The 24,202-nt window shown below is 37.0% G+C and carries 20 protein-coding genes and 1 other annotated feature; of the genes, 15 read left to right on the plus strand and 5 right to left on the minus strand.

Annotation, left to right across the window (positions count from 1 at the left end; genetic code table 11):
* Nucleotides 1-92 precede the first annotated feature (92 nt).
* The 3 genes from H7T93_RS03340 to H7T93_RS03350 form a co-directional block, all read right to left on the minus strand.
* Nucleotides 93-2,687 (minus strand): YfhO family protein, encoded by a 2,595-nt coding sequence (locus H7T93_RS03340; protein ID WP_175057877.1) that lies wholly within the window; start codon nucleotides 2,685-2,687, stop codon nucleotides 93-95.
* 49 nt (nucleotides 2,688-2,736) lie between these two features.
* Complete coding sequence (locus H7T93_RS03345; RefSeq protein ID WP_037602413.1) at nucleotides 2,737-4,359, minus strand: ABC-F family ATP-binding cassette domain-containing protein; 1,623 nt, start codon at nucleotides 4,357-4,359, stop codon at nucleotides 2,737-2,739.
* A gap of 66 nt (nucleotides 4,360-4,425) precedes the next feature.
* Nucleotides 4,426-5,298, minus strand: coding sequence for a YitT family protein (locus H7T93_RS03350; protein ID WP_073686054.1), 873 nt, complete (start codon nucleotides 5,296-5,298; stop codon nucleotides 4,426-4,428).
* A 144-nt stretch (nucleotides 5,299-5,442) separates the two neighbouring features.
* Nucleotides 5,443-5,682, plus strand: a binding site (T-box leader).
* A gap of 45 nt (nucleotides 5,683-5,727) precedes the next feature.
* Here H7T93_RS03350 and trpS point away from each other — a divergent pair.
* On the plus strand, nucleotides 5,728-6,750 hold the full coding sequence (trpS, locus tag H7T93_RS03355) for a tryptophan--tRNA ligase (protein WP_175057876.1): 1,023 nt from the start codon (nucleotides 5,728-5,730) through the stop codon (nucleotides 6,748-6,750).
* A 178-nt stretch (nucleotides 6,751-6,928) separates the two neighbouring features.
* Complete coding sequence (guaB, locus tag H7T93_RS03360) at nucleotides 6,929-8,410, plus strand: IMP dehydrogenase (RefSeq protein WP_175057875.1); 1,482 nt, start codon at nucleotides 6,929-6,931, stop codon at nucleotides 8,408-8,410.
* Between the two features lie 182 nt (nucleotides 8,411-8,592).
* Here the strand turns inward: guaB and recF are convergent, their stop codons facing one another.
* Entirely contained in the window at nucleotides 8,593-9,693 is a 1,101-nt protein-coding gene (recF, locus tag H7T93_RS03365; protein ID WP_175057874.1) for a DNA replication/repair protein RecF, read from the minus strand.
* Between the two features lie 2 nt (nucleotides 9,694-9,695).
* A complete protein-coding gene (gene yaaA, locus H7T93_RS03370) occupies nucleotides 9,696-10,073 on the minus strand; it encodes a S4 domain-containing protein YaaA (RefSeq protein ID WP_037599372.1) in 378 nt (125 codons plus the stop codon).
* Nucleotides 10,074-10,150: 77 nt separating this feature from the next.
* Between yaaA and yfmF the strand changes: the two genes are divergently transcribed.
* The 13 genes from yfmF (at nucleotide 10,151) to mnmG (ending at nucleotide 24,145) form a co-directional block, all read left to right on the plus strand.
* A complete protein-coding gene (gene yfmF, locus H7T93_RS03375) occupies nucleotides 10,151-11,401 on the plus strand; it encodes an EF-P 5-aminopentanol modification-associated protein YfmF (RefSeq protein WP_175057873.1) in 1,251 nt (416 codons plus the stop codon).
* Nucleotide 11,402: 1 nt separating this feature from the next.
* Nucleotides 11,403-12,680, plus strand: coding sequence for an EF-P 5-aminopentanol modification-associated protein YfmH (gene yfmH / locus H7T93_RS03380; protein ID WP_175057872.1), 1,278 nt, complete (start codon nucleotides 11,403-11,405; stop codon nucleotides 12,678-12,680).
* 58 nt (nucleotides 12,681-12,738) lie between these two features.
* Complete coding sequence (locus tag H7T93_RS03385; protein ID WP_073689262.1) at nucleotides 12,739-13,596, plus strand: helix-turn-helix domain-containing protein; 858 nt, start codon at nucleotides 12,739-12,741, stop codon at nucleotides 13,594-13,596.
* 12 nt (nucleotides 13,597-13,608) lie between these two features.
* Nucleotides 13,609-14,151 (plus strand): CDP-diacylglycerol--glycerol-3-phosphate 3-phosphatidyltransferase, encoded by a 543-nt coding sequence (gene pgsA, locus H7T93_RS03390; RefSeq protein WP_002892178.1) that lies wholly within the window; start codon nucleotides 13,609-13,611, stop codon nucleotides 14,149-14,151.
* Nucleotides 14,152-14,163: 12 nt separating this feature from the next.
* The gene (locus H7T93_RS03395) at nucleotides 14,164-14,994 is read left to right on the plus strand and encodes an energy-coupling factor ABC transporter ATP-binding protein (RefSeq protein ID WP_002892176.1); all 831 of its coding nucleotides are present in this window, start codon (nucleotides 14,164-14,166) and stop codon (nucleotides 14,992-14,994) included.
* The gene (locus H7T93_RS03400; RefSeq protein ID WP_175057871.1) at nucleotides 14,970-15,812 is read left to right on the plus strand and encodes an energy-coupling factor transporter ATPase; all 843 of its coding nucleotides are present in this window, start codon (nucleotides 14,970-14,972) and stop codon (nucleotides 15,810-15,812) included. Before H7T93_RS03395 ends, H7T93_RS03400 begins: the two co-directional genes overlap by 25 nt.
* A complete protein-coding gene (locus H7T93_RS03405; protein WP_002892171.1) occupies nucleotides 15,805-16,599 on the plus strand; it encodes an energy-coupling factor transporter transmembrane component T family protein in 795 nt (264 codons plus the stop codon). The genes H7T93_RS03400 and H7T93_RS03405 overlap by 8 nt, the downstream gene beginning before the upstream one ends.
* Before the next feature lie 300 nt (nucleotides 16,600-16,899).
* Complete coding sequence (locus tag H7T93_RS03410) at nucleotides 16,900-17,472, plus strand: LysM peptidoglycan-binding domain-containing protein (RefSeq protein WP_037599365.1); 573 nt, start codon at nucleotides 16,900-16,902, stop codon at nucleotides 17,470-17,472.
* A 183-nt stretch (nucleotides 17,473-17,655) separates the two neighbouring features.
* On the plus strand, nucleotides 17,656-18,354 hold the full coding sequence (locus H7T93_RS03415) for a transglycosylase SLT domain-containing protein (protein ID WP_060972945.1): 699 nt from the start codon (nucleotides 17,656-17,658) through the stop codon (nucleotides 18,352-18,354).
* A gap of 100 nt (nucleotides 18,355-18,454) precedes the next feature.
* Entirely contained in the window at nucleotides 18,455-20,164 is a 1,710-nt protein-coding gene (locus H7T93_RS03420) for a hypothetical protein (protein ID WP_175057909.1), read from the plus strand.
* A gap of 144 nt (nucleotides 20,165-20,308) precedes the next feature.
* Nucleotides 20,309-21,430: a tRNA 2-thiouridine(34) synthase MnmA gene (mnmA, locus tag H7T93_RS03425; protein WP_002892162.1), complete on the plus strand. Its 1,122-nt coding sequence runs from the start codon at nucleotides 20,309-20,311 to the stop codon at nucleotides 21,428-21,430.
* A gap of 19 nt (nucleotides 21,431-21,449) precedes the next feature.
* A complete protein-coding gene (locus H7T93_RS03430) occupies nucleotides 21,450-22,064 on the plus strand; it encodes a MarC family protein (protein ID WP_073686048.1) in 615 nt (204 codons plus the stop codon).
* A 179-nt stretch (nucleotides 22,065-22,243) separates the two neighbouring features.
* Nucleotides 22,244-24,145, plus strand: a complete 1,902-nt coding sequence (gene mnmG, locus H7T93_RS03435; RefSeq protein WP_073686047.1) for a tRNA uridine-5-carboxymethylaminomethyl(34) synthesis enzyme MnmG — start codon at nucleotides 22,244-22,246, stop codon at nucleotides 24,143-24,145.
* The last annotated feature ends 57 nt before the right edge of the window (nucleotides 24,146-24,202 follow it).

A 24,202-nucleotide genomic window follows, 5' to 3' on the forward strand; every position in this document is an offset into this window, starting at 1 on the left:
AAGACACCTCAAGTTGTATAGCTTGAGTTTTTTTGTACCCAAAGTTAAATAGGTCTGGAACACTTGTTCCAGACCTATTTAACTTAAGATAATCAGCTTTTTTGAATAATAGTTGTTTTTCTGATGAAGTAAGCGTAGCAACAAAATATGATACTTGCCAATAGACTAATCAATGAACCTGTCTTAAGTCCATAGGGAATAAAGGTTAGAACAACTTTTCCTTTTCCACTAGGGACATCGACTTTCATGAACCCCTTTTGGGCTCGTTGAATCTTAACTTTTTTATGATTTATGGTCGCTGTCCATCCCTTATCATATGGAATGGTAAAGAATAGTGAGGCATTCGTTTTACTGCTATAATCAACGAACACTTTATTTTTTGACGTAGTAACCTTGCTATCACGTTCATTAATAGTATCCATAGCTATCTGATAGTTTTGAGTATCAAGGGCATAAAAACTAGGATTATCAAAGGATATTGCTTTATTGCCAGAGAAACTAAGTTTGATGGTAACCATTGACTCTGTTTCAAAGTAGCCAAGGTCAAAAAAATCAAAGGTATTGTCAGTAACTTGATTCTTTGTCACACCATTTACAGTAATTGACAGAGAGTGGTTATTGTCATCAGACCAAGAAATATTAGGAATACTAACATAGAGTTGACTATGTGGTGGAGCAATAACTTGATAGGTTATTGTTACAAAATCTTTATTCGAGTTGCTAACGTTTTTAGCCACGCGCTGATTCAAAGATCTAGCATCCTTATCAAACAGTTGAGATGGAGCTCGTTTAAAATAGGTTAAGTTAAGTCCAGAGAGAGTATTCAGCAAGCTAGTTTGATTGTCAAGCGTATTGACAGTGAAGTCAATATTATTGTAAATGCCATCAGTTAAGATAGCAAGCTGGCTTGCATTATTATTTTGATAAAGTCCCATTGTTTTCTCAGAAGTTACGTGATTAAAACCATACTTATTAAGGTCAAAGTTCGATAAATTATATTTTATTCCGAAGAGACTATCAGCGATAATGGTGTTATTTTGGTAACGTAGGTTTAAATTAGTCCCTTCAGATTTGAAGCCTAACCTATCGAGTGTAGAGCTTGAAGCGGTATTTCGAATGGATGAAAACTGAGAAATACCATTATAATTGAATTTCATACTGTCGTTACCAGTTTGAGCCTCTAACCTTTCAGTACGGTAAAAAGTCTTATTCGCTTGCTTAGTTTTTGAAACTAGTTTTGTAATGGCAGACATATTTCGTAGATAGCCTTCACGAGTTGGGAATACCCACTCATTTCCAAGAGCTCCAACAACATAGTAAGTACTTAATGTAAGCTCAAAAATGCAGAATAAGAAGGTGAAACAGCGAAAAACACTCCCAGGAATCTGCTGGCTAAAATAGCTAGTAAATAGAATGGCATAGGCTAGGAGAAATGCTAGACTTAATAGCCAGGAGACTGGTTCAATGAAGCTATAGTGAGATTGAAAGATCCAAGTTAGTAAGTAAGTGGTACTCAATCCTAAGAAAGATAGGAGGAGCCTTTTAAAAGAAAACTTTCTAATTCGGTTGAGTGTTTCTCCTGCTAAAAGAACAGTTAGGAGAGATAGGAGCCAAGAATAGCGATGGAGAAACATGTTAGGCGCGTGCATACCTTGCCAAAACAAATCAAGAGGCTGTAAGTAGAAGCTAGCGATAAAGAAAGCTACTAATAAGAGGTAACCTAGACGTAATGATAGCTTGATTTCCCTACTAATAAAGAAAAGTAGAAAAAGAATCAAAGGTAAGATTCCCACATAAATCATAGGGATTGATCCGAATTTAGTAGTATCATAAACTCCAACGAGATTTTTCGCAAAGAAGTCAAAATAATAGGTAGACTCTGTCAACAAACTTGACGCACCTGTAAATTTTTCACCATGTGTTGTCAAGTCAAGTAGCGTTGGCAGCAGCATGATAGCACTACTTAAACCAGCTAGTATAGAGACAATTCCAAAGTCTATGAAATGAAGAATCTTACTCTTCCACCCCTTGATAGTTATCAATTGTACTATGGTGTAAAGGGTTAGGAAAATAGCCATCATATATCCAAAATAGTAGTTTTGGATAAAAAGGCAGGTTAGACTAAAAAAGTATAAGCCCCGTCTATTGAATCTTAGTAAGAGGTGTAAACCTAATATGATTAGAGGTGCTAGAATAAAGACATCTAGCCAGGTGTTAATTTCTAACTGACTGGTAGCAAAGCTCATCAAAGCAAATCCTGTAGAAAGACATAGGATGAAACTTCTTGACACTTTTGTAAAGAGACGCTTAAAGCTAAAAGCTCCTGAGAGCCCAATAAGACCAAACTTAAGCAGTGTTATATAATAAAAAGCATCGGCCATTTGGTTGACAGTAAAGAAATAGTAAAGTGGAGACAAGAAGGAACCTAAGTAATAGCTTGTTAGAGCATAGAAATTAAGACCTAGCCCACTTGTAAAGGTGTAAAAGAGGCTTCCATCTCCATGAAGTATATTCCTAAGTCCAGTTGCAAAAATCACATACTGATGAAAACCATCACTTGTTAAAATAGTCCGCTCACTACCAGGATAGATTTTTTGGCTATACAGCACACCTATCATGATTAGTACTGGCAAGAAAAAGGCAGCCAGATAAAATAATAAAGTCGTATGGTATTTTTTATTTGTCATAATGATACTAAGACAGGTTGGGATATCCCAACCTGCATCTTTTTATAGTTTAATCAGCCCATAGTGCTTTGACTTTAGCTTGCACTTCTTCATTTTCAAGGAATTCATCATAAGTTTCATCAATACGGTCAATAACCCCATTTTTAGAAACGACTACGATGTGGTTCGCTATTGTTTGGATAAATTCATGGTCATGACTGGCAAAGATAACAGACTCTTTGAAGTCACGGACGCCATCATTCAGACTTGAGATTGATTCCAAATCCAAGTGATTAGTTGGATCATCTAGAAGAAGGACGTTAGATTTCAAAAGCATGAGCTTAGAAAGCATGACACGTACCTTTTCTCCCCCTGAGAGAACACTAACAGATTTATTAACCTCATCTCCTGAGAAGAGCATACGTCCAAGGAATCCACGCAAGAAGGTATCATCATCTTCCCCTTTTTCGGCAAATTGACGGAGCCATTCGAGAATTGATTCACCGGATGCAAAGTCTTTAGAATTATCTTTTGGAAGGTAAGAGCGGCTAGTAGTAACACCCCATTTGATTGTACCTTCGTAGTCAATATCATCGGCAAGAGCACGAATCAATGCAGTTGTTTGAATATCGTTTTGACCGATGATGGCAGTCTTATCTCCTGGTCGTAAGATGAAACTAATGTTATCAAGAATAGTCTCACCATCCATCTTAACAGTGAGATTTTCAACTGTTAGAAGGTCATTACCGATTTCACGCTCTGCTTTAAAATTGATGAATGGGTATTTACGACTTGATGGGACGATTTCTTCTAGTTCAATTTTATCAAGCATTTTCTTACGAGAAGTAGCTTGTTTAGATTTTGAAGCGTTGGCAGAGAAACGTGCAACGAATTCTTGAAGTTCTTTGATTTTTTCTTCTGCTTTTGCATTACGGTCAGCCTGCAAGCGTGCAGCCAATTCTGAAGATTGTTTCCAGAAGTCATAGTTACCGACATAGAGTTTGATTTTACCAAAGTCAAGGTCGGCCATATGCGTACATACCTTATTCAAGAAATGACGGTCATGGGATACGACAATGACCGTATTTTCAAAATCAATCAAGAAATCTTCAAGCCAAGAGATTGACTGGATATCAAGACCGTTGGTAGGTTCGTCAAGAAGAAGTACATCAGGTTTACCAAAAAGCGCTTTTGCAAGGAGGACTTTCACCTTGTCACCATTAGCTAATTCGCTCATATTTTGATAGTGAAGGTCTTCTGAGATATTTAGGTTCTGAAGCAATTGTGAGGCTTCGCTTTCAGCTTCCCAACCACCCAATTCAGCAAAGAGTCCTTCTAATTCAGCAGCACGGACACCATCTTCATCTGAAAAATCTTCCTTCATGTAGATGGCATCTTTTTCTTTCATAATATCGTAGAGGCGTTCATTCCCCATGATAACAACATCAATGACGCGTTCATCTTCATAGTCAAAGTGGTTCTGACGAAGAACAGAAAGACGCTCATCAGGACCAAGAGAGATATGTCCTGTTGTTGGTTCGATATCACCAGCTAAAATTTTCAAAAAAGTAGATTTACCAGCACCATTGGCACCGATAAGACCGTAAGTATTACCTGGCGTGAAGGCAATATTAACATCATCAAAAAGTTTACGATCGCTAAAACGAAGCGATACATCCGATACAGTAAGCATATAATATCCTTTATTTTTATTCTTAACTACTATTTTACGAGAAATTAGACTTTATTTCAATCGATTTTATAAGGGATTAATAAAGTCATTTGGAACTCTTTGGTAATCTTTTTGGAGGCTAAATCCACGTCCCATAACTGTAGAAGCAGGAACAATGACGATAAAGGCAGTTTCATCTATTTTTTGGATTTCTTCTTGAACTTTCGGAACTTCATGAGTTGACAAGGTAGTCATAATCATATTTTGTGCATGTCCAGTATGTCCACCAAGAACTGGAATTTTTGTTGCTCCTCGATCAGCCACTCTAGTGATGTATTTTAGGATTTGTTCACTATTTTGCGAAATGATTAGAAGATTTCGTGATGAATTGAGTCCGACCATCATTTTATCAATTGTAAGAGAAACAACTCCAAGTGAGAGGATGGAGTACATAACAGTATCAGGTGGAAAGGCAATAGCACTGATTGCGACAATGATTCCATCAACAATAAGTAGTACCATTCCTAGTGGGAGTGGCGTATACTTGTGGAGAATTTGTGTGATAATTCCAGTTCCCCCAGTTGAGGAATTTCCATAAAAGACTATTCCTAGTCCTAACCCTAATACAATCCCACCAAAAATAGCAGCCAACAAAGGTTGTTTGGTGAGTGTAGGTAAGCCCTCGGTTAATTTAATAAAAGTTGGGAAGATAAGAGACCCATAGAAGGTTTTTAGGAGAACTTCGCGACCAAGAAAGCACCAACATAAAATTAACAAAGGGATGGTGGTTGCTAAGACGAAGTTAGCATTGTTCCAACCAAAAAGGGCATTTAAACTAATGGCTAGCCCTCCGACACCACCCGAGGCAATATTATTCTTAACTAAAAGTGAGTTATAGCCAACCGCAGCAATAAAAGAACCGATTGTAACTAAAAGTATATCTATTATTCGACGTTTCATATATTATCTCCTAGAAATGATATTCTTATTATCAAGTCTTTTTAAGTTTCCGTCAAGTATTGACTATTTTGGTTGTATCTAAGGTTGTGTTTCACGTGAAACTAGAAACATAATCTTGACAAGAATAGATAAAACAATGTAGAATAATAGTCATCAGAAGAGTAATTCTTTCCTTTTTTATAGAGAGCTGGTGGTTGCTGAAAACCAGTATGAAGGTGGAATGAATGGGCTGAAGAGAATTGACGGTTAACGTGAACACATAAACGTTAGGTTTGGCACCCCTTATCGTGCAACTTCTTTGTTGAGAAGGTTTGAGATGATAGCTTCAGAAAGAGTTATCAACTGAGGTGGTACCGCGTATCAAAAGTGATTAACGCCCTCACGCATGTTTTTGCGTGGGGATTTTTTTTGTATTAGAGAGGTAATTATATGACGAAACCTATTATTTTGACGGGAGACCGTCCAACAGGGAAACTTCATCTAGGACACTATGTTGGTAGTTTAAAAAATCGTGTCCTTTTACAAAACGAAGATAAATATAACATGTTTGTCTTTTTGGCTGATCAGCAAGCCCTTACGGATCACGCCAAAGAGTCAGAGATTATCAAAGAATCAATTGGGAATGTTGCTTTAGATTATCTCTCTGTAGGTTTGGATCCAACGAAGTCGACTATTTTCATTCAAAGTCAGATTCCTGAGTTGGCTGAGTTGACTATGTATTACATGAACCTAGTTTCATTGGCACGTTTAGAGCGTAACCCGACAGTTAAGACGGAAATTGCTCAAAAAGGCTTCGGAGAATCTATTCCAACAGGCTTTCTAGTTTATCCAATTTCTCAGGCAGCTGATATCACGGCCTTTAAAGCAAATTATGTTCCTGTAGGTAATGACCAAAAGCCAATGATTGAGCAGACACGTGAAATTGCACGTAGCTTCAATCATACTTATCATTGTGATATTTTGGTTGAGCCAGAGGGGATCTACCCTGAAAATGAAGCTGCGGGACGCCTTCCAGGTCTAGACGGTAATGCTAAGATGTCTAAATCCTTGGGTAATGGTATCTTCCTTTCAGATGATGAGGACACTGTTCGTAAAAAAGTCATGAGCATGTATACGGATCCAAATCATATTCGTGTGGAAGATCCAGGCCAAATTGAAGGTAATATGGTTTTCCATTATCTTGATATCTTTGGTCGCGAAGAGGATGCTACTACAATTGCTGAAATGAAAGAACATTATCAACGAGGTGGTTTAGGAGATGTGAAGACAAAACGTTATCTTCTAGAAATCTTAGAACGTGAGTTAGCTCCAATTCGTGAACGTCGTTTAGAATATGCCAAGGATATGGGAGAAGTTTTCCGTATGCTTGAAAAAGGTAGTCAAGCAGCGCGTGAAGTTGCTGGACAAACATTGGCGGAAGTAAAAGAAGCGATGGGAATTAAGTATTTCTAAGAAATAAAAAGTAGGGACTCAAGATAATCTGGAGCCCTATTTTTATTTGGAAAAAGGTTTTCTTAGAATCTTATGCGAAATCTGTTGACAAATCATTTTAGCATGATATGATATTAACAATTAAAAAATAGGCTGGGGTTTTTGTACCTCAAAACTTTGAGAAAAGAGGACGATTATAATGTCAAATTGGGACACTAAATTCTTGAAAAAAGGTTACACTTTTGATGACGTATTGCTTATTCCTGCGGAAAGTCATGTTCTACCAAACAACGTCAACTTGAAGACGAATTTGGCTAAAAATTTGACATTAAATATCCCAATTATCACTGCAGCCATGGATACGGTCACAGATAGTAAGATGGCTATCTCAATTGCTCGTGCAGGTGGTTTGGGTGTCATTCACAAAAACATGTCTATTGCGGAACAAGCTGAAGAAGTTCGAAAAGTAAAGCGCTCTGAAAATGGTGTCATCATTGATCCATTCTTCCTAACGCCTGAAAATAAAGTTGCTGAAGCTGAAGAGTTGATGCAACGTTACCGTATCTCAGGGGTTCCGATTGTTGAGACACTTGAAAATCGTAAATTGGTTGGTATTATCACAAACCGTGATATGCGTTTTATCTCTAATTACGATACTCCAATTTCAGAACACATGACTTCTGAGAAATTGGTCACTGCTCCAGTTGAAACAGATCTTGAAACGGCTGAAAGTATTCTTCATGAGCATCGTATTGAAAAGCTACCTCTAGTTGATGAAGAAGGTCGTTTGTCAGGACTTATTACTATTAAGGATATCGAAAAAGTTATCGAGTTTCCTAATGCAGCTAAGGATGAGTTCGGTCGTCTTTTGGTAGCAGGTGCTGTAGGTGTTACTTCTGATACCTTTGAACGTGCAGAAGCTCTTTTTGAAGCAGGCGCAGATGCTATTGTCATTGATACTGCACATGGTCATTCAGCAGGTGTTCTTCGTAAAATTGCTGAAATTCGTGCCCACTTCCCAGACCGTACTTTGATTGCAGGAAATATCGCAACAGCTGAAGGTGCGTGTGCACTTTATGAAGCAGGTGTCGATGTTGTTAAAGTAGGTATCGGACCAGGTTCTATTTGTACAACACGTGTGGTTGCGGGTGTAGGTGTTCCTCAAGTCACTGCTATTTACGATGCAGCTAGTGTTGCGCGTGAATACGGAAAAACAATCATTGCTGATGGCGGTATCAAATACTCAGGTGATATTGTAAAAGCTCTTGCAGCAGGTGGTAATGCTGTAATGCTTGGTTCTATGTTTGCTGGTACTGATGAAGCACCAGGTGAAACTGAGATTTTCCAAGGTCGTAAATACAAATCTTACCGTGGTATGGGATCAATTGCAGCGATGAAGAAGGGATCAAGCGATCGTTACTTCCAAGGTGCAGTTAATGAAGCGAATAAACTTGTTCCAGAAGGAATTGAAGGCCGTGTAGCTTATAAAGGTTCTGCTGCTGATATCGTATTCCAATTGATTGGCGGTATCCGTGCAGGTATGGGTTATACAGGTGCAGAAGATATCCAGGCTTTACATGACAAAGCTCAGTTTGTTGAAATGTCAGGTGCAGGACTTATTGAAAGTCACCCTCACGATGTTCAAATTACAAACGAGGCGCCTAACTACTCAGCTCATTAAAAAAACATAAAAGTACTTACTTCAGGTAAGTACTTTTTCTTTACATTAATTTTTACAGTAGGTTTACAATATATTTACACAAACAAAATTGTTAACAAAGGGTTTGGGTGAGTTTTCATTTACACTCTTTTTAACATCACTTGTCATATATGTAAAGCACAAAAAACAGAAAAACAAGTCGCTTAATCGACTTGTTTTTCACAAATAATACCATTCTTGACTAAGAAGGTCTTTAAATCGGGTGGTAGCTTACTCAGATGATCAAGTGAAGTTGTCGTCATGAAGGTTTGAACCTCTTCGTCAATACTTTCTAACAGTTTGAGTTGACGGTGATTGTCAAGCTCACTCATGACATCATCGAGGAGAAGAATTGGAAATTCACCTGTTACTTTTTTTATCAGAGCAATCTCAGCCATTTTTAAAGAAAGAATGAGACTACGTTGTTGCCCCTGACTGCCGAAAGATGCGTTCATGTCATTAATGTAAAATGTCAAATCATCCCTATGTGGACCAACACCAGTGTTCTTTTTGAAGATATCCCTTTTGTGATTTTGCTTTAACGTGGTTAAAAATGATTCACGAATAACTTTGTTATTCCCGAATGGTATATTAGATTCGTAGGAGATTTTAAGGCGCTCTATCTGATTTGAGAGATTACTATGATGTCTATCTGCCTCTTCCTCTAATTGCTTGATAAATTCTAGTCTATGTTCGATAACGCGTGCTCCAAAATCGGAAAGCTGTTCATCTAACACTGAGAGAAAATTAATGTCTACATTGTCAGTAGATTTGAGATAAGCATTACGTTGCTTGAGTACATGATTATAACTTGATAGGTCTGAAAGGTAAACAGGCTTAATCTGTCCTAAATCAATATCTATAAATTTACGTCTTAGGCTTGGAGATCCCTTTACAAGTTGTAAATCCTCAGGAGCAAAGAGTACCACTGTCATGTGACCGATATAATCGGATAATTTAGCTTGTTTGAGGTGGTTGACCTTTGTTATGCGGCCTTTATTAGATAAACTGATTTCCAGAGGTAGCTTTCCACTATGACGATGCACGATGCCGTTCAGTTTGAGAGTATTTTGCTGAAATTGAATCAGTTCCTTATCTGAACGGGTCCGATGACTACGTGTCAATGCTAGAAAATAGATGGCCTCAAGAATATTTGTTTTTCCTTGAGCATTGCGACCAAGAAAAATATTGAGATGAGGTGAGAAGCTCACAGAGGCTTCAGTATAATTTCTAAAGTGTTGAATATCAATATTTTCGAGCCACATAGTTAGGTTCCTGGGAAACGAACGGGTTTTCGTTTAGTTTTATTGCCTTCTTTTGACGGATGTGCCTTTTGTTTCTTTTTATTATCCTGATTCATTTTTTTAACAATGGCAGCAACACGTGCTTTTTCAGCGACTTCTTTTTGATGCTCTTCAATTTCATTTGTTGTAGGAGCTACAATCGTTATTTCAAGTTTCTCAGACGGAATGGTAATAACGTCTCCATAACGAAGTTTTTTTCCACGACGTTTTTCATCTTCACCATTGAATAAAACGGTATTGTTAGCTAAAAAACCTTTAATAGCTCCGCCACTATGAATGATACTTAATTCTTTTAAAAGTGCCTGCAGTGTGATGTATTCATCAAATAATTTATATTCCATAGTACCTCAACTTTCTCTTGAGATAAGATAGCATAAAAATGGTATAATTGGAAGCATAAACTTTTTAGAGGTTATCAATGAAAATTGCTGATGGTGTCTATGTACACTTCATTCCAACACAAAAATATAAAACTAATCGTATTGTTTTTCGAATGACAGGTTCTTTGAATAAACAAACAATTGCTAAACGAGCTCTGGTTTCACAAATGTTGGCTACAGCCAATCAGACGTATCCAACAGTACAGTCTTTTAAAGAGAGATTAGCTTCTCTTTATGGAACACAGTTGTCAACTAGAGTGTTAACTAAAGGGTTGACACATAGTGTTGACATAGAGTTGACATACCTGAAGGATGCCTTTATCCCTACGAATAATGGATTATTTTGGGAAGTTCTAGGATTTTTGAAAGAGTGTCTTTACAAGCCACTGTCAAGAGTAGCTCAATACCAAAATAAAGTATTTGATGTAGAGAAACAAAATTTAAAGACCTACCTTGATGTTGACACAGAGAATAATTACTATTACAGTGAAGTTAAGGGAAGAGAGCTTTATTTTGTAAATGAGGGCTTGAAAGTTCCCAAATATGGTCAAGCAGAACTTGTTGAAGCCGAGACTTCGTTTACAGCTTATCAAGAATTTCAAAGTATGTTGACAAGAGATCGTATTGATATCTTTATGGTTGGAGAATTTGATGATTATCAAGTACTCCAAGGTTTACATCGTTTTCCTTTGGAGGGACGTCAAGTTGATTTACAGTTTAGCTATAGTCAACCTTATGTCAATGTGGTGAAAGAAAAGATAGAACCTAGACAGAGTAGTCAATCTATTTTACAATTAGGGTACCAATTTTCATGTCAATATGGAGATAAAGATTACTTTGCTTTAATTGTATTCAATGCCATGTTTGGTGAATTTGCCCACTCTGCTTTATTTACAACGCTTCGAGAAAAAGAAGGATTGGCTTATTCAATTAGTAGTCAATTTGATGTCTTTACAGGTTTACTAGAAGTTTACGCTGGAATTGAAAAATCTAATAGAAATCAGGCTATGCGAGGAATTAGTAGAGAATTGAATTACATTAAATTAGGACGTTTTTCAAGTTCTCTCCTGAATCAAACCAAAAAAATCATACGAATGAATGCCCTACTCTCTGAAGATCATGCCTTGACATTGGTGGAACAACGTTTTAATAAGGTGATTTTTGGCGATAAAAGTCTTTCATTAGAGAATTGGTTAGATGAGATTGAGAAGGTTACTAAAAAAGATGTTTGCCGTGTAGCGCGTCAAGTTAAGCTACAGAGTTTGTTCTTTTTAGAAGGAGTGTCTTAGAATGGCTGCTTTGAAGAAACGTTATTATCAAAAAATTGATGAAGAAGTTTATTCAGCAATTTTAGATAATGGTATGTCTTTATCAATTATTAAGAAAAAAGGATTTTTAGAAAAAGCCGCCTTTCTGTCAACGAATTTTGGGGCGCTAGATAATCACTTTTATATTGATGGTGAGTTACAATCTTACCCTGCAGGTATTGCTCATTTTCTAGAACACAAGCTATTTGAGGATGAACAGGGAAGGGATGTGACATTGGATTTTGTCAAGCTTGGAGCTGATGTCAATGCTTTTACAACCTTGGATAAGACAACATATTATTTCTCTACCCTTGACCACTTTGAGGAGTCTTTAGAACTTTTATTAAAGTTTACATCAAAGTTTACAAGTTCCGAAGATGCTGTCAACCATGAAAAAAGAATTATTGAACAAGAAATAAATATGTATCAGGATGATCCTGATTATAGAGTATATCTGGGTTGTTTACAAAGTTTGTATCCCAATACTATATTAGGGCAAGACATTGCTGGAAGTGTTGATAGCATTGAAAAAATTACTGTAAAGGATTTGAAAGATAATTTTGACTGCTTTTACAAACCAGCAAACTGTCATCTCGTTTTGGTAGGTGATTTTGATGTTGAAGATATTTACACTTTTGTCAATGAAAAACAAAGCGAGTTTACACTACCTGAGAGAATAGTTGAAAAAGAAAAGAACCCCATTGAGTCAGATATCCAAAAATTAGATAGTCTTCAAATGGAGATTTTCATCTCAAAGCTAGCCATTGGTTTTAAGAGTGTTCCTTTTACTGATAATCGTATGAGAGAAAACATACTGGTACAGTTATTGTTTAATTTACTGTTTGGCTGGACGTCTCCTTATTATCAAAATTGGTATGCTGAAGGAAAAATAGATGAGTCTGTGTCAATTGAATACGAGGTATCTAATCGATATTCATTTGTCATTATGACTATGGACACTGCAGAACCTATCCGTATGTCAAGTTTAATTCGTCAAGTGATGACGTCGGCAGATAAAAAAAGACTGTTGACGGATGAGGCATTGGATTTGCAAAAGAAAGCTTTGTATGGTGAATTTTTACGTAGTCTAGACAATATCCAGAATTTAGGAAGTCAGTATTTAGCTTATTTTGAGAATGATAAAACATACTTTGATTTTGGTCAGGAACTAATGAGCATTACTTCCAAGGATTTGAAGGATTTTTTGAATCACTATCTCTCAAATACAGAGATTACCGATTTTGTTGTCTTCCCTAAATAAGTGATTATTTGCTATAATAGAGACACGAAAACAAAGAAGAATATTAGAAAGGGGAAAAATGAAGTTACACTCTCTAGGTGAGCAATTACGTGCAGCACGTATAAAGAAAGAATTAAGTTTATATGATGTAGAAAAAATTTCTGGAGTAGAAGCTCAGTTTCTTCTGGCTATGGAAATGGATCAACTTAAAGCTTTGCCAGAGGACATTCAGCAAGAAGCGCTTGAAAAGTATGCCACTTCGGTTGGTTTAGATGGAAAGCGTCTGTTTGAGGAGCAGAGACAGAGCGAGCAAAAACTAAAAAAAGAAAAGAAACCAGTTGAACGTAAGGAAGAAAGCATAGCTACCAAAGCACCTATGTCACGCTTTTTAAAGCATAAACGTGAAGAAAAAAGAAAGTCTAACTATCTACCTTTACTAATTCTTAGTGCGGTTTCGTTACTTATCATTTGTTCAGTAGGTTATATTATTATTAGACATCTTTCTAATCAACCTCAGGTGATAAAACCGAATACTATCTCTACAGTTAATCATCTATCAACGGCTAGTAAGGCTAAATCGTCACGAAGCATTTCTGAGGTTACCGTTTCGGGGGCAAATGTAACAACGACAACTCAAGGAAATCAGCTAATGGTTGATTTCTCCAATGTAAATTCTTCAGTAGTTTTAGATGTAGAGTTATCAGAAAATAATGATGACACCTGGTTTTCAGTAGATAATTCAGAGACTTCAGAGAGTTACCTCCTTTCAAAAACGAAAAATTCAAAATACTCTTTAGATTTTTCTGATAAAACGAAACCAACTCAAATTATTATTGCTCAATCTTCAAAAGTAACTCTAAAGGTAAATGGGGAGTCACTTGATTTATCTCAATTAGATAAAAATACACCTAGCTACCTCACATTAAGAATCCAATAGAATCGAGAAGAAATGTTTAAAAAAGAAAATTTACCTAATTTATTGACACTTGCTAGAATTGTTTTGATTCCTATCTTTTTACTGATGACATCACTTGCGTCAAGTAATGTTATGCATATTGCTGCGGCGGTTGTCTTTGCTATTGCCAGTATTACAGATTATTTAGATGGCTATTTGGCACGAAAATGGCATGTTGTTACTAATTTCGGGAAATTTGCAGATCCATTGGCAGATAAGATGCTAGTGATGTCAGCATTTATTATGTTAGTCGGTATTGATCAAGCGCCAGCCTGGGTGGTTTCAGTTATTATCTGTCGTGAGCTTGCAGTCACAGGTCTTCGTCTTTTATTAGTGGAAAACGGTGGTACAGTTCTCGCTGCAGCTATGCCTGGTAAGATTAAGACAGTGACTCAGATGTTATCTATCATTCTATTATTGTGTCATTTGCATTTTATTGGAACAATTATGCTTTATATCGCTTTGTTCTTTACAATTTACTCAGGCTATGATTATTTCAAAGGTGCAGGTTTCTTATTTAAGGATACTTTCAAGTAGTACGATAAACAAATGATTGAAATAAAAAATTTAAAATTTAAATATCATCAAGATCAACCATCCTATATTCTTGATGATGTATCGTTTCACGTGAAACGTGGGGAGTGGCTATCCATTGTAGGGCATAATGGTTCTGGAAAATCCACGACAGCACGTCTTATTGACGGACTATTAGTGGCAGAGTCTGGGCAGATTATCGTTGATGGTCAAGAATTAACAGAAGAGAATGTCTGGGATATTCGTGATAAGATTGGCATGGTCTTTCAAAATCCAGATAATCAATTTGTTGGGGCAACTGTTGAAGACGATGTTGCTTTTGGTCTTGAAAATAAAGGTGTTCCCTATGAAGAAATGGCTTCAAGAGTTCAAGAGGCTCTGGAATTTGTAGGAATGTCAGAATTTAAGGATAGAGAGCCAGCTAGATTATCTGGAGGTCAAAAACAACGTGTGGCTATCGCAGGTATTGTAGCTATGAGACCATCAATTTTGATTTTGGATGAGGCAACTAGCATGCTGGACCCAGAAGGTCGCCAGGAATTGATTCAATCTATTAAAGCTATTCGTAAAGAATACGGAATGACTGTTTTATCAATTACTCATGATCTCGATGAGGTCGCTTTGAGTGACCGTGTTTTGGTTTTGAAAAAAGGTAAAGTGGAGTCTGTTTCAAGTCCTCGTGAACTATTTAGTAGAGGCACAGAGTTGGTTGACTTAGGTTTGGATATCCCTTTTAGTGCATTATTAACTCAAAAGCTAAGAAATAAAGGTCTGATAGAGTGTGAAGACTATCTGACAGAAAAGGAATTGGTAGAACAATTATGGGAATCTCTCTCGAAAATGTAAGTTATATCTATCAAGAGGGTACTCCTTTTGAGGGGCGTGCCCTTTTTGAATTGACAACGACGATAAAAGATGGTTCATATACAGCCTTTATTGGACATACAGGAAGTGGTAAATCTACTATTATGCAGCTCTTGAATGGCCTCTATATACCAACTAGTGGTCAGGTTCAAGTTGATGATACTATCATAACCAGTCAATCAAAGAACAAGGACATAAAACCAATTCGTAAGAAAGTAGGTTTAGTTTTTCAATTTCCAGAAAGTCAGTTATTTGCAGAGACTGTTTTAGAAGATGTTGCCTTTGGACCTCAAAATTTCGGAGTTTCTAAGGAAGAAGCAGAACAACGTGCTATTGAAAGTCTAAAATTAGTTGGACTCCCGGAAGAATTTCATGGACAGAATCCTTTTGATTTATCAGGAGGGCAAATGCGACGTGTTGCCATTGCAGGGATTCTAGCTATGCAACCAGATATTCTAGTGCTGGATGAACCGACTGCCGGTCTAGACCCACAGGGACGGAAGGAATTGATGTCTCTCTTTAAGGAGTTACATCTTTCTGGAATGACGATTGTTTTAGTCACTCACTTGATGGATGATGTTGCCGATTATGCGACAGCTGTGAATGTTATGGAAAAAGGGCAACTGGTATTTTCGGGAGCTCCTAAAGATGTTTTTCAAAAGGTTACTTTTCTTAAAGAAAAGCAATTAGGTGTTCCTAAAATTACAGAGTTTGCACTACAGCTACAAGAAAAAGGTTATCGATTTGAAACTCTCCCTATTACAATCGAGGAATTCGTAGAGGTGTTGTCGCATGGATAAGTTAATTATTGGACGTTATATTGTTGGGGACTCTTTTATACACCGATTAGATCCTAGAAGTAAATTATTAGCCATGTTGATTTATATTGTTATTATCTTTTGGGCTAATAATCCTTTAACTTATGCTGTAATAACTTTATTTACACTTTTCTTGGTTTTCTTGTCTAAAATAAAACTTGGTTTCTTTTTAGGTGGAATTAAACCAATGATTTGGATTATTTTATTTTCTACCCTATTTCAAGTTTTCTTCAATACAAAAGGGAGTGTGCTTTGGTCTATCGGCTTTTTAAAGATTACGGAAGTCGGTTTAAATCAAGGATGGATGATATTTCTTAGATTTATCCTCATTATTAGTTTTTCTACCCTACTTACTCTAACGACAACACCTTTAAGTTTATCTGATGCAGTTGAATCACTTTTAAAACCACTTACTGTTTTCAAAGTGCCAGCACATGAAATTGGTTTAATGCTATCTTTGAGTCTACGTTTTGTACCAACTTTGATGGATGATACGACTCGCATTATGAATGCTCAAAAGGCGCGTGGTGTTGACTTTGGTGAAGGAAATATTATTCAGAAGGTACGGTCAATAATACCTATTTTAATTCCTTTGTTTGCATCAAGCTTTAAACGAGCAGATGCTCTGGCGATTGCTATGGAAGCACGAGGCTATCAAGGTGGTGAAGGACGAACAAAATATCGTCGACTTTCATGGAATAGTCGAGATACCTTATCAATTATTGCTATTTTAGCTTTAGGATTAATGCTTTTTTATCTTAAGAGTTAATTCGTTGAGATAAATAAAAACTAGGTCTTAAGACCTAGAAATTTTAGATGGACGCCCACGTAGGCGTTCTTTTTTCGTCTAATCCCAACCTACTTGTAATATTTTTAATATCCCTAACAAGGGGATGTTATATTTCCAAGGTATCATAGATACATGGTTATAGTTCTTCAGCTTAATCTGGATTGAAAAATCCCTATATAGAATAAGCCAGTTGATTTACCCATTAGTCATAAACAATAAAATAACTTAATATCTTTGACTAATCTGGATTGGACTATAAATAGATAAAGGAGCATCATCATGCAAAAAAAGAATACATCTAACACTAAAAAATTAGGTCTTTTTGGACTTGTTACAGTAGCAACACTTGGAGCAACAGCCTTAGCTAATGCAGAAACTTACACAGTTCAAAAAGGCGATACCCTTTCAGCTATTGCTAAGAAGAATGGTACGACTGTAGATGAAATCGTTTCAAAAAACGGTATTCAAGATGCCAATAAGATTTCTATTGGTCAAAACTTAACAATTAATGAAACTACTGAAGAAACTACAGAACCTTCAGTTACAACAGAAGCAACTGCTGAATCAACACAATCAACAGAGTCTACACAAAGTGAAGATACTCAAGCAACCAATACAAATCTTTCTTCTTCAGAGGCAGCTGCCAAAGAAGAAATTGCACAACGTGAGTCAAGCGGTAGCTATACAGCTCAAAATGGGCAATATTATGGACGTTACCAATTAGCATCATCATATTTGAATGGAGACTTGTCTCCTGAAAATCAAGAGAAAGTAGCAGATAATTATGTAGCAAGCCGTTATGGTTCATGGACTGCAGCTCTTGCTTTCTGGAATGCTAATGGTTGGTACTAAATCATTATTACTGACTTATGAGGAAAACTAGTAAAACCTCATACAAATAAGGGAAAAATGCCAGATTTTTGGCATTTTTTTATTAAATTGATAAATCATTGTAACATTAGACATAATACAAATAATCGGCAGTAATATTACTAGGTTATGATGAATGTAACTAGAATTAACTAGGAGGGATTTATGTTTAAAAAAAGTTATAAGGGACGCCGTATTAAATTTGCAGCGAAGAAATCATTGGCGGTACCAGTAGCAATTGTAACAAGTTTTATTGTTATTTTGGCAGTATCACTGTCTACACTAATTAATAAAGGGTTGGTTAATGCATTTTCAGATTCTGTTACTCCAGCGCCTTCAACAGCATCAACAACGTCAGAATCGACAGCAGATTTAGTAAAATCAACAGAAATTAGCTCAAGTAAAGATAATAAGGCTAATAAAGAAAAGGTTGAAGAAAGTAAGCCTCAGTCAGAAACAACAGGAGAAGCGGTAGAAGCAGCTGAAAAGTCTCAGTCAGATACTGCTACTACAAGCACTGCTACAACGAGTACTGATACTACGTCGACTCAAAATACTGGGACAGCTCCTTCGGTTGCTGCAAGTGGTAGTGGGTCAGTTGCTCTCTCAAATGGTAACACTGCAGGAGAAGTTGGTTCTTATGCAGCGGCACAGATGGCAGCTGCTACTGGTGTTCCTCAGTCAACTTGGGAGTCAATTATTGCGCGTGAGTCAAATGGTGACCATACTGCAGCAAATGGTTCAGGTGCATCAGGTCTTTTTCAGACAATGCCTGGATGGGGCTCTACTGCAACGGTTGAGGATCAAATTCAATCAGCCTTGAATGCCTATAACGCACAAGGTTTGTCAGCTTGGAATTACTAATATTAATAGAAGTTGGGAGCATACTCTCAGCTTTTTAATTTGGATGTGGGTAATATGTTTTATAGAGCTTTTTGTTATAATAGGAATGAAAGGTATAGCAATGAAACAAATTTTTAAATCAAGAGAAAAGTTGTGGGTTTCTCTTATTATTATAGCTTTTGCTGTGTTATTGGTTACACCACAACTATTTACAAGAAAAGTCATTTTAGGTTCAGATTCCATCTTTCACTATAACAGATTCTATGAAGCTGCTATGCAACTAAAAAATGGTAACCTTTCTTACTTTTTATCTTTATATGGATTCCAACAGTCAGGCCGCATTGTCAATGCTCTTTACGGTCCTTTTTTTGCCTATTTACAAGGAGGGCTTGTTTTAATAAGTGGCACTTGGTTTCGTTATCAGATTGTGTCAAGGGTATTACTACATATACTGTCTGAGTCTTCAATGTATGCTTTGCTCAAGCAGTGTAAAGTTAAGACAACAATTGCCTTGTCACTAGGTTTACTTTATGCGACAACATTCTCTATTCAATACTGGACGATGCGTCAGGGGTTCTCTAGTTGGGGAGCAGCTTTACTACCTTTTTGTTTTATTCCAGCAATTCACTATGTCTTTTATCAAAAAGTAGAACCAATTAGACTTGCCTTATCTATGGCGTTGATTTTTCAGGTTCACGTACTTAGTGCTTTGATGCTAGTGATGATGTATCTTCCTTTTTATCTTTACACTTTTGTAAAGTCTCCTATCGCAAAGAAAAAGGAAACCTTCGTGCAAGTCCTTATAGCAGTCATTCTGTTCCTCTTACTGACTGTTAATGTCTGGTTAGTACTTCTATATTTGAGAGGGACTAATCACCTTTTAGATCCATTTATAAATAGAGAAATAGGTAAGAATGGGATAGATGGAACGGCAAGATACTGGCTATATACCCCAATTTCCTTAATGGTGTTACTCATTTTACAGTTTATTTACGCTGTTTTGAATTGGAAGAAATTTGCTAAATGGAAAAAAATACTGCATTTTATTTATTTTATCTTTTTCTTCTTATCGACAGGTCTTTTTCCATGGCAGTATCTAGTAGAAAATGGAAATACATTTGCTGAATTGATTCAATTTCCATTTAGATTTTTTGTTCCTGCGACTATTTTACTTTTAGCAATTACAGGGTTAACGGTCACGCGATTTGTAAACTGGCGAAAAAGTATTGCTGTTTTACTCTTTGCCTTTGCGGGCGTTGGTCTTATTCAGAATATGATGGATACTACCGATCTTGTAAAAACTGCGGCACAAGATGGTGAACTTATTTCCATTGTTAAACATACTTACGTTGAAGGAGATTACCAGACGATAAGTCTTACCATGAATGACAGTGACTTGTCACAGTTTTTAAATTTAGTTGTCAAACCCACACCAGATTACGTACCGATTTATGGGAAAATAGGTGAGCAGAATACTTACGATCTTTATTATAAAAATATCGTTACGAATCAGAAGGCAGAAAAGCTAGTAGAAGATGGTTATCTTGTATTAACTTGGCCAGCTGCTGAAGGGGAGGAACTGAATCTACCAATAGTTGTTTATAAAGATTCTATCTTGACACTAAATGGTAAAGAACTAGACAAGGATGACTATAGTTTGTCAACGATTGGTACACCGACCGTTTCATCACAAAAAGGACAGAATAAACTTGTGTTAAGTTATCAGGAGCCAGGATGGCTATTTGTAGCGTTAGTGATTCCAATAATAGTTCTGGGAGTAATAGGTTTACAGTGGCTTTACACAAAAATAAGTATAAAAAAGGTTGCCTAGTGGTAACCTTTTTGCATTATTCTTTAATCATGATATAATTAGGCTTGCGTGCTTTTACGCTTCAAAATCGACCTTCAAATCGATATTTGAATAACTAGACCCTTCAAGTCTATGTTAATTTTTATTTGATGGGAGGAGTTATCTATGACTGATAATTCAAAAACACGTGTTGTTGTCGGTATGAGTGGTGGCGTTGATTCATCAGTGACAGCCTTACTTTTAAAAGAGCAAGGTTATGATGTAATCGGTGTTTTCATGAAAAACTGGGATGACACAGATGAATTTGGTGTGTGTACAGCAACCGAAGATTATAAAGATGTAGCAGCAGTAGCTGATCAGATTGGTATCCCCTATTACTCTGTCAACTTTGAAAAAGAGTACTGGGATCGTGTATTTGAGTATTTCTTAGCAGAGTACCGTGCAGGCCGTACCCCTAATCCAGACGTTATGTGTAATAAGGAAATCAAGTTTAAGGCATTCTTAGATTATGCGATGACATTGGGAGCAGATTATGTGGCTACAGGACATTACGCTCAAGTTGTTCGCGATGAGGACGGCATTGTCCATATGTTGCGTGGTGCAGATAATAATAAAGATCAAACCTACTTCCTTAGTCAACTTTCGCAAGAGCAGTTGCAGAAAACGATGTTTCCCTTAGGACATCTACAAAAGCCAGAAGTTCGTGAGATTGCTGAACGTGCAGGTCTTGCAACAGCCAAGAAAAAAGATTCGACAGGAATTTGTTTTATTGGTGAGAAAAACTTTAAAGAGTTTCTTAGCCAATACTTGCCAGCTCAAAAAGGTCGTATGATGACTGTCGATGGTCGTGATATGGGGGAACATAACGGACTCATGTATTACACCATTGGTCAACGTGGAGGTATGGGTATTGGTGGTCAAAAAGGTGGCGATAATGCTCCTTGGTTTGTAGTAGGGAAAGATCTTTCTAAAAATATTCTTTACGTGGGTCAAGGTTTCCACCATGAGTCGTTGATGTCAACTTCACTTGACGCTTCAATGATTCACTTTACTCGAGATATGCCAGAAGAATTTGAAATGGAATGCACAGCAAAATTCCGTTATCGTCAACCTGATAGTAAAGTTACTGTAAAGGTTAAGGGTGATAAAGCAGAGGTTATTTTTGCTGAACCTCAGCGTGCTATTACACCTGGTCAAGCCGTTGTTTTCTATGATGGTCAGGAATGTTTGGGCGGCGGTATTATTGACCAAGCGTATAAAGACGGAAAAGTTTGTCAGTATATCTAACTGGAGGTAAGTATTAACGATGGGTTCCCAATTGTTTTATGCATTTATGGCATTTTTCGCTATAATGAATCCAATTTCAAATCTTCCTGCTTACATGGCTTTAGTAGCAGATGATAGTCAAAAAATTTCACGAAAAATTGCTTTTAGGAGTCTTTTGATTGCCTTTGTTATTATAACTGTTTTTATCTTTTCAGGAGATTTCATTTTTAAAGTATTTGGAATTACAATTGTTTCTTTCAGAATTGCTGGTGGAATATTAGTGGCCGTTATCGGTTATCATATGATTAATGGTAATCATTCACCTAGCTATAAAGGAATGGAGCAGCAAGCAGTAAATTCAGATCCAATGTCTATTGCTATTTCTCCTCTTGCAATGCCGCTTTTTGCAGGACCAGGAACAATTACAACTGCCTTAAGCTTGGCTAATGGAGGTTTGCGGAATCAACTAATAACCGTAGTTGCTTTTGCTATACTATGTGTAATCACTTATCTCCTACTAAGAAGTGCAAAACAAATTGCAGGCTTCTTGGGAAAAAATTTGATGAAAATTATAACGAAAATGATGGGACTTTTACTATTCTCGATAGGAATACAGATGATTATCGTCAGTGTGCAGACCTTGATCAAACAGTGATTTGCATTGACAAAATGATTTGATTTGATAAAATAACTTTAACAATAGTCATGATGGTCAAAGCTCATGAGAATTGTACGTTTTTGCGTACAGTTTTCTGGAGTTTTGGCTATTTTTGTAGGAAAAAAATAAAGAAAGGATGGGGCAGTTGATTGTAAATCACTGCATAAATCTAAAAAATGTCTTACGAGTTTGATGAAAATTTTGATGTAATTGTTGTTGGTGCTGGTCACGCTGGTGTAGAAGCCTCCCTAGCTGCAGCCCGCATGGGATGTAAGGTTTTATTAGCGACTATTAACCTAGAGATGCTGGCATTTATGCCATGTAATCCTTCTATTGGAGGATCGGCCAAGGGTATTGTTGTCCGTGAGATTGATGCCCTCGGCGGAGAGATGGGTAAAAATATTGATAAAACTTATATTCAAATGAAAATGTTGAATACTGGTAAGGGACCTGCTGTCAGAGCTTTACGTGCACAAGCAGATAAAGCCTTGTATGCTATGACGATGAAGCATACAGTTGAGCGTCAGGAAAACTTAACTCTCCGTCAGTCAATGGTTGATGAAATTCTTGTTGAAGATGGTAAGGTAGTTGGTGTCAGAACAGCCACAAATCAAAAATACGGAGCAAAAGCGGTTATTGTAACAACAGGAACGGCTTTGCGTGGTGAAATTATCCTAGGTGAGCTCAAATATTCTTCAGGTCCTAATAATAGCCTTGCATCTGTTACATTGGCAGATAACCTGAGGGATCTTGGCCTTGAAATAGGAAGATTTAAAACGGGTACCCCTCCTCGTGTTAAGGCATCATCAATTAATTACGAAGAAACTGAAATTCAACCAGGTGATGAAAAGCCAAATCATTTTTCATTCTTGTCGAAAGATGAAGATTATCTTCAGGATCAAATACCTTGTTGGCTAACTTATACGAATCAAGAGAGCCACGATATTATCAATAATAATTTACACCGTGCACCAATGTTTTCAGGTATTGTCAAGGGTGTAGGACCTCGTTATTGTCCATCAATCGAAGATAAAATTGTCCGATTTGCCGATAAGAATCGCCATCAACTTTTCCTTGAACCTGAAGGAAGAGAGACTGAGGAAGTCTATGTGCAAGGTCTGTCAACTAGTCTGCCAGAAGATGTTCAAAAAGAGTTGATTCACTCAATTAAAGGTCTCGAGAAGGCAGAGATGATGCGAACTGGTTATGCGATTGAATATGATATCGTGCTCCCTCATCAATTACGTGCAACACTTGAAACGAAGTTGATTTCAGGTCTCTTTACAGCAGGACAGACCAACGGAACTTCTGGATACGAGGAGGCAGCAGGTCAAGGTCTAGTTGCTGGTATCAATGCGGCTCTTAAAGTTCAAGGTAAACCTGAGCTTATTCTCAAACGTAGTGATGCCTATATTGGTGTAATGATTGACGATCTTGTCACAAAAGGAACCTTGGAGCCATATCGTTTATTGACATCACGCGCAGAGTATCGTCTCATATTACGTCATGATAATGCTGACATGCGCTTGACACCTATTGGTCGAGAAGTTGGTTTGGTTGACGATAAACGTTGGCGTATCTTTGAAATTAAGAAAAATCAGTTTGACAGCGAGTTGACACGTCTGTCAAAAGAAAAATTAAAACCTATTAAAGAAACGAATGAAAAAATTCAAGCCCTAGGCTTTAAGCCATTGACAGATGCCATGACAGCTAAAGAGTTTATGCGTAGACCAGAGATTGATTACGCCACAGCTACTCAGTTTGTGGGCCCAGCTGCAGAAGATTTGGACGCTAAGATTATAGAGTTGCTTGAGATCGAAATCAAGTACGAAGGTTATATCAATAAAGCTTTGGATCAAGTAGCTAAGATGAAGCGTATGGAAGAAAAGAGGATTCCGAAAAATATTGATTGGGATGCTATTGATTCCATTGCTACCGAAGCTCGTCAAAAATTTAAGAAAATCAATCCTGAGACCATTGGTCAAGCGAGTCGTATTTCAGGGGTCAACCCAGCAGATATCTCAATTTTGATGGTTTATCTTGAAGGTAATAATAAGGCCCGCAGGAAAGTAGACTAACGGTGCTAACACGTTTAAAAGCCTTTTAATTAAGGCTTTTTTATGTTATAATTGTTA

Origin of the sequence: Streptococcus sp. 9.1, from assembly GCF_016648815.1 — a bacterium.
Lineage (GTDB): Bacteria > Bacillota > Bacilli > Lactobacillales > Streptococcaceae > Streptococcus > Streptococcus salivarius_E.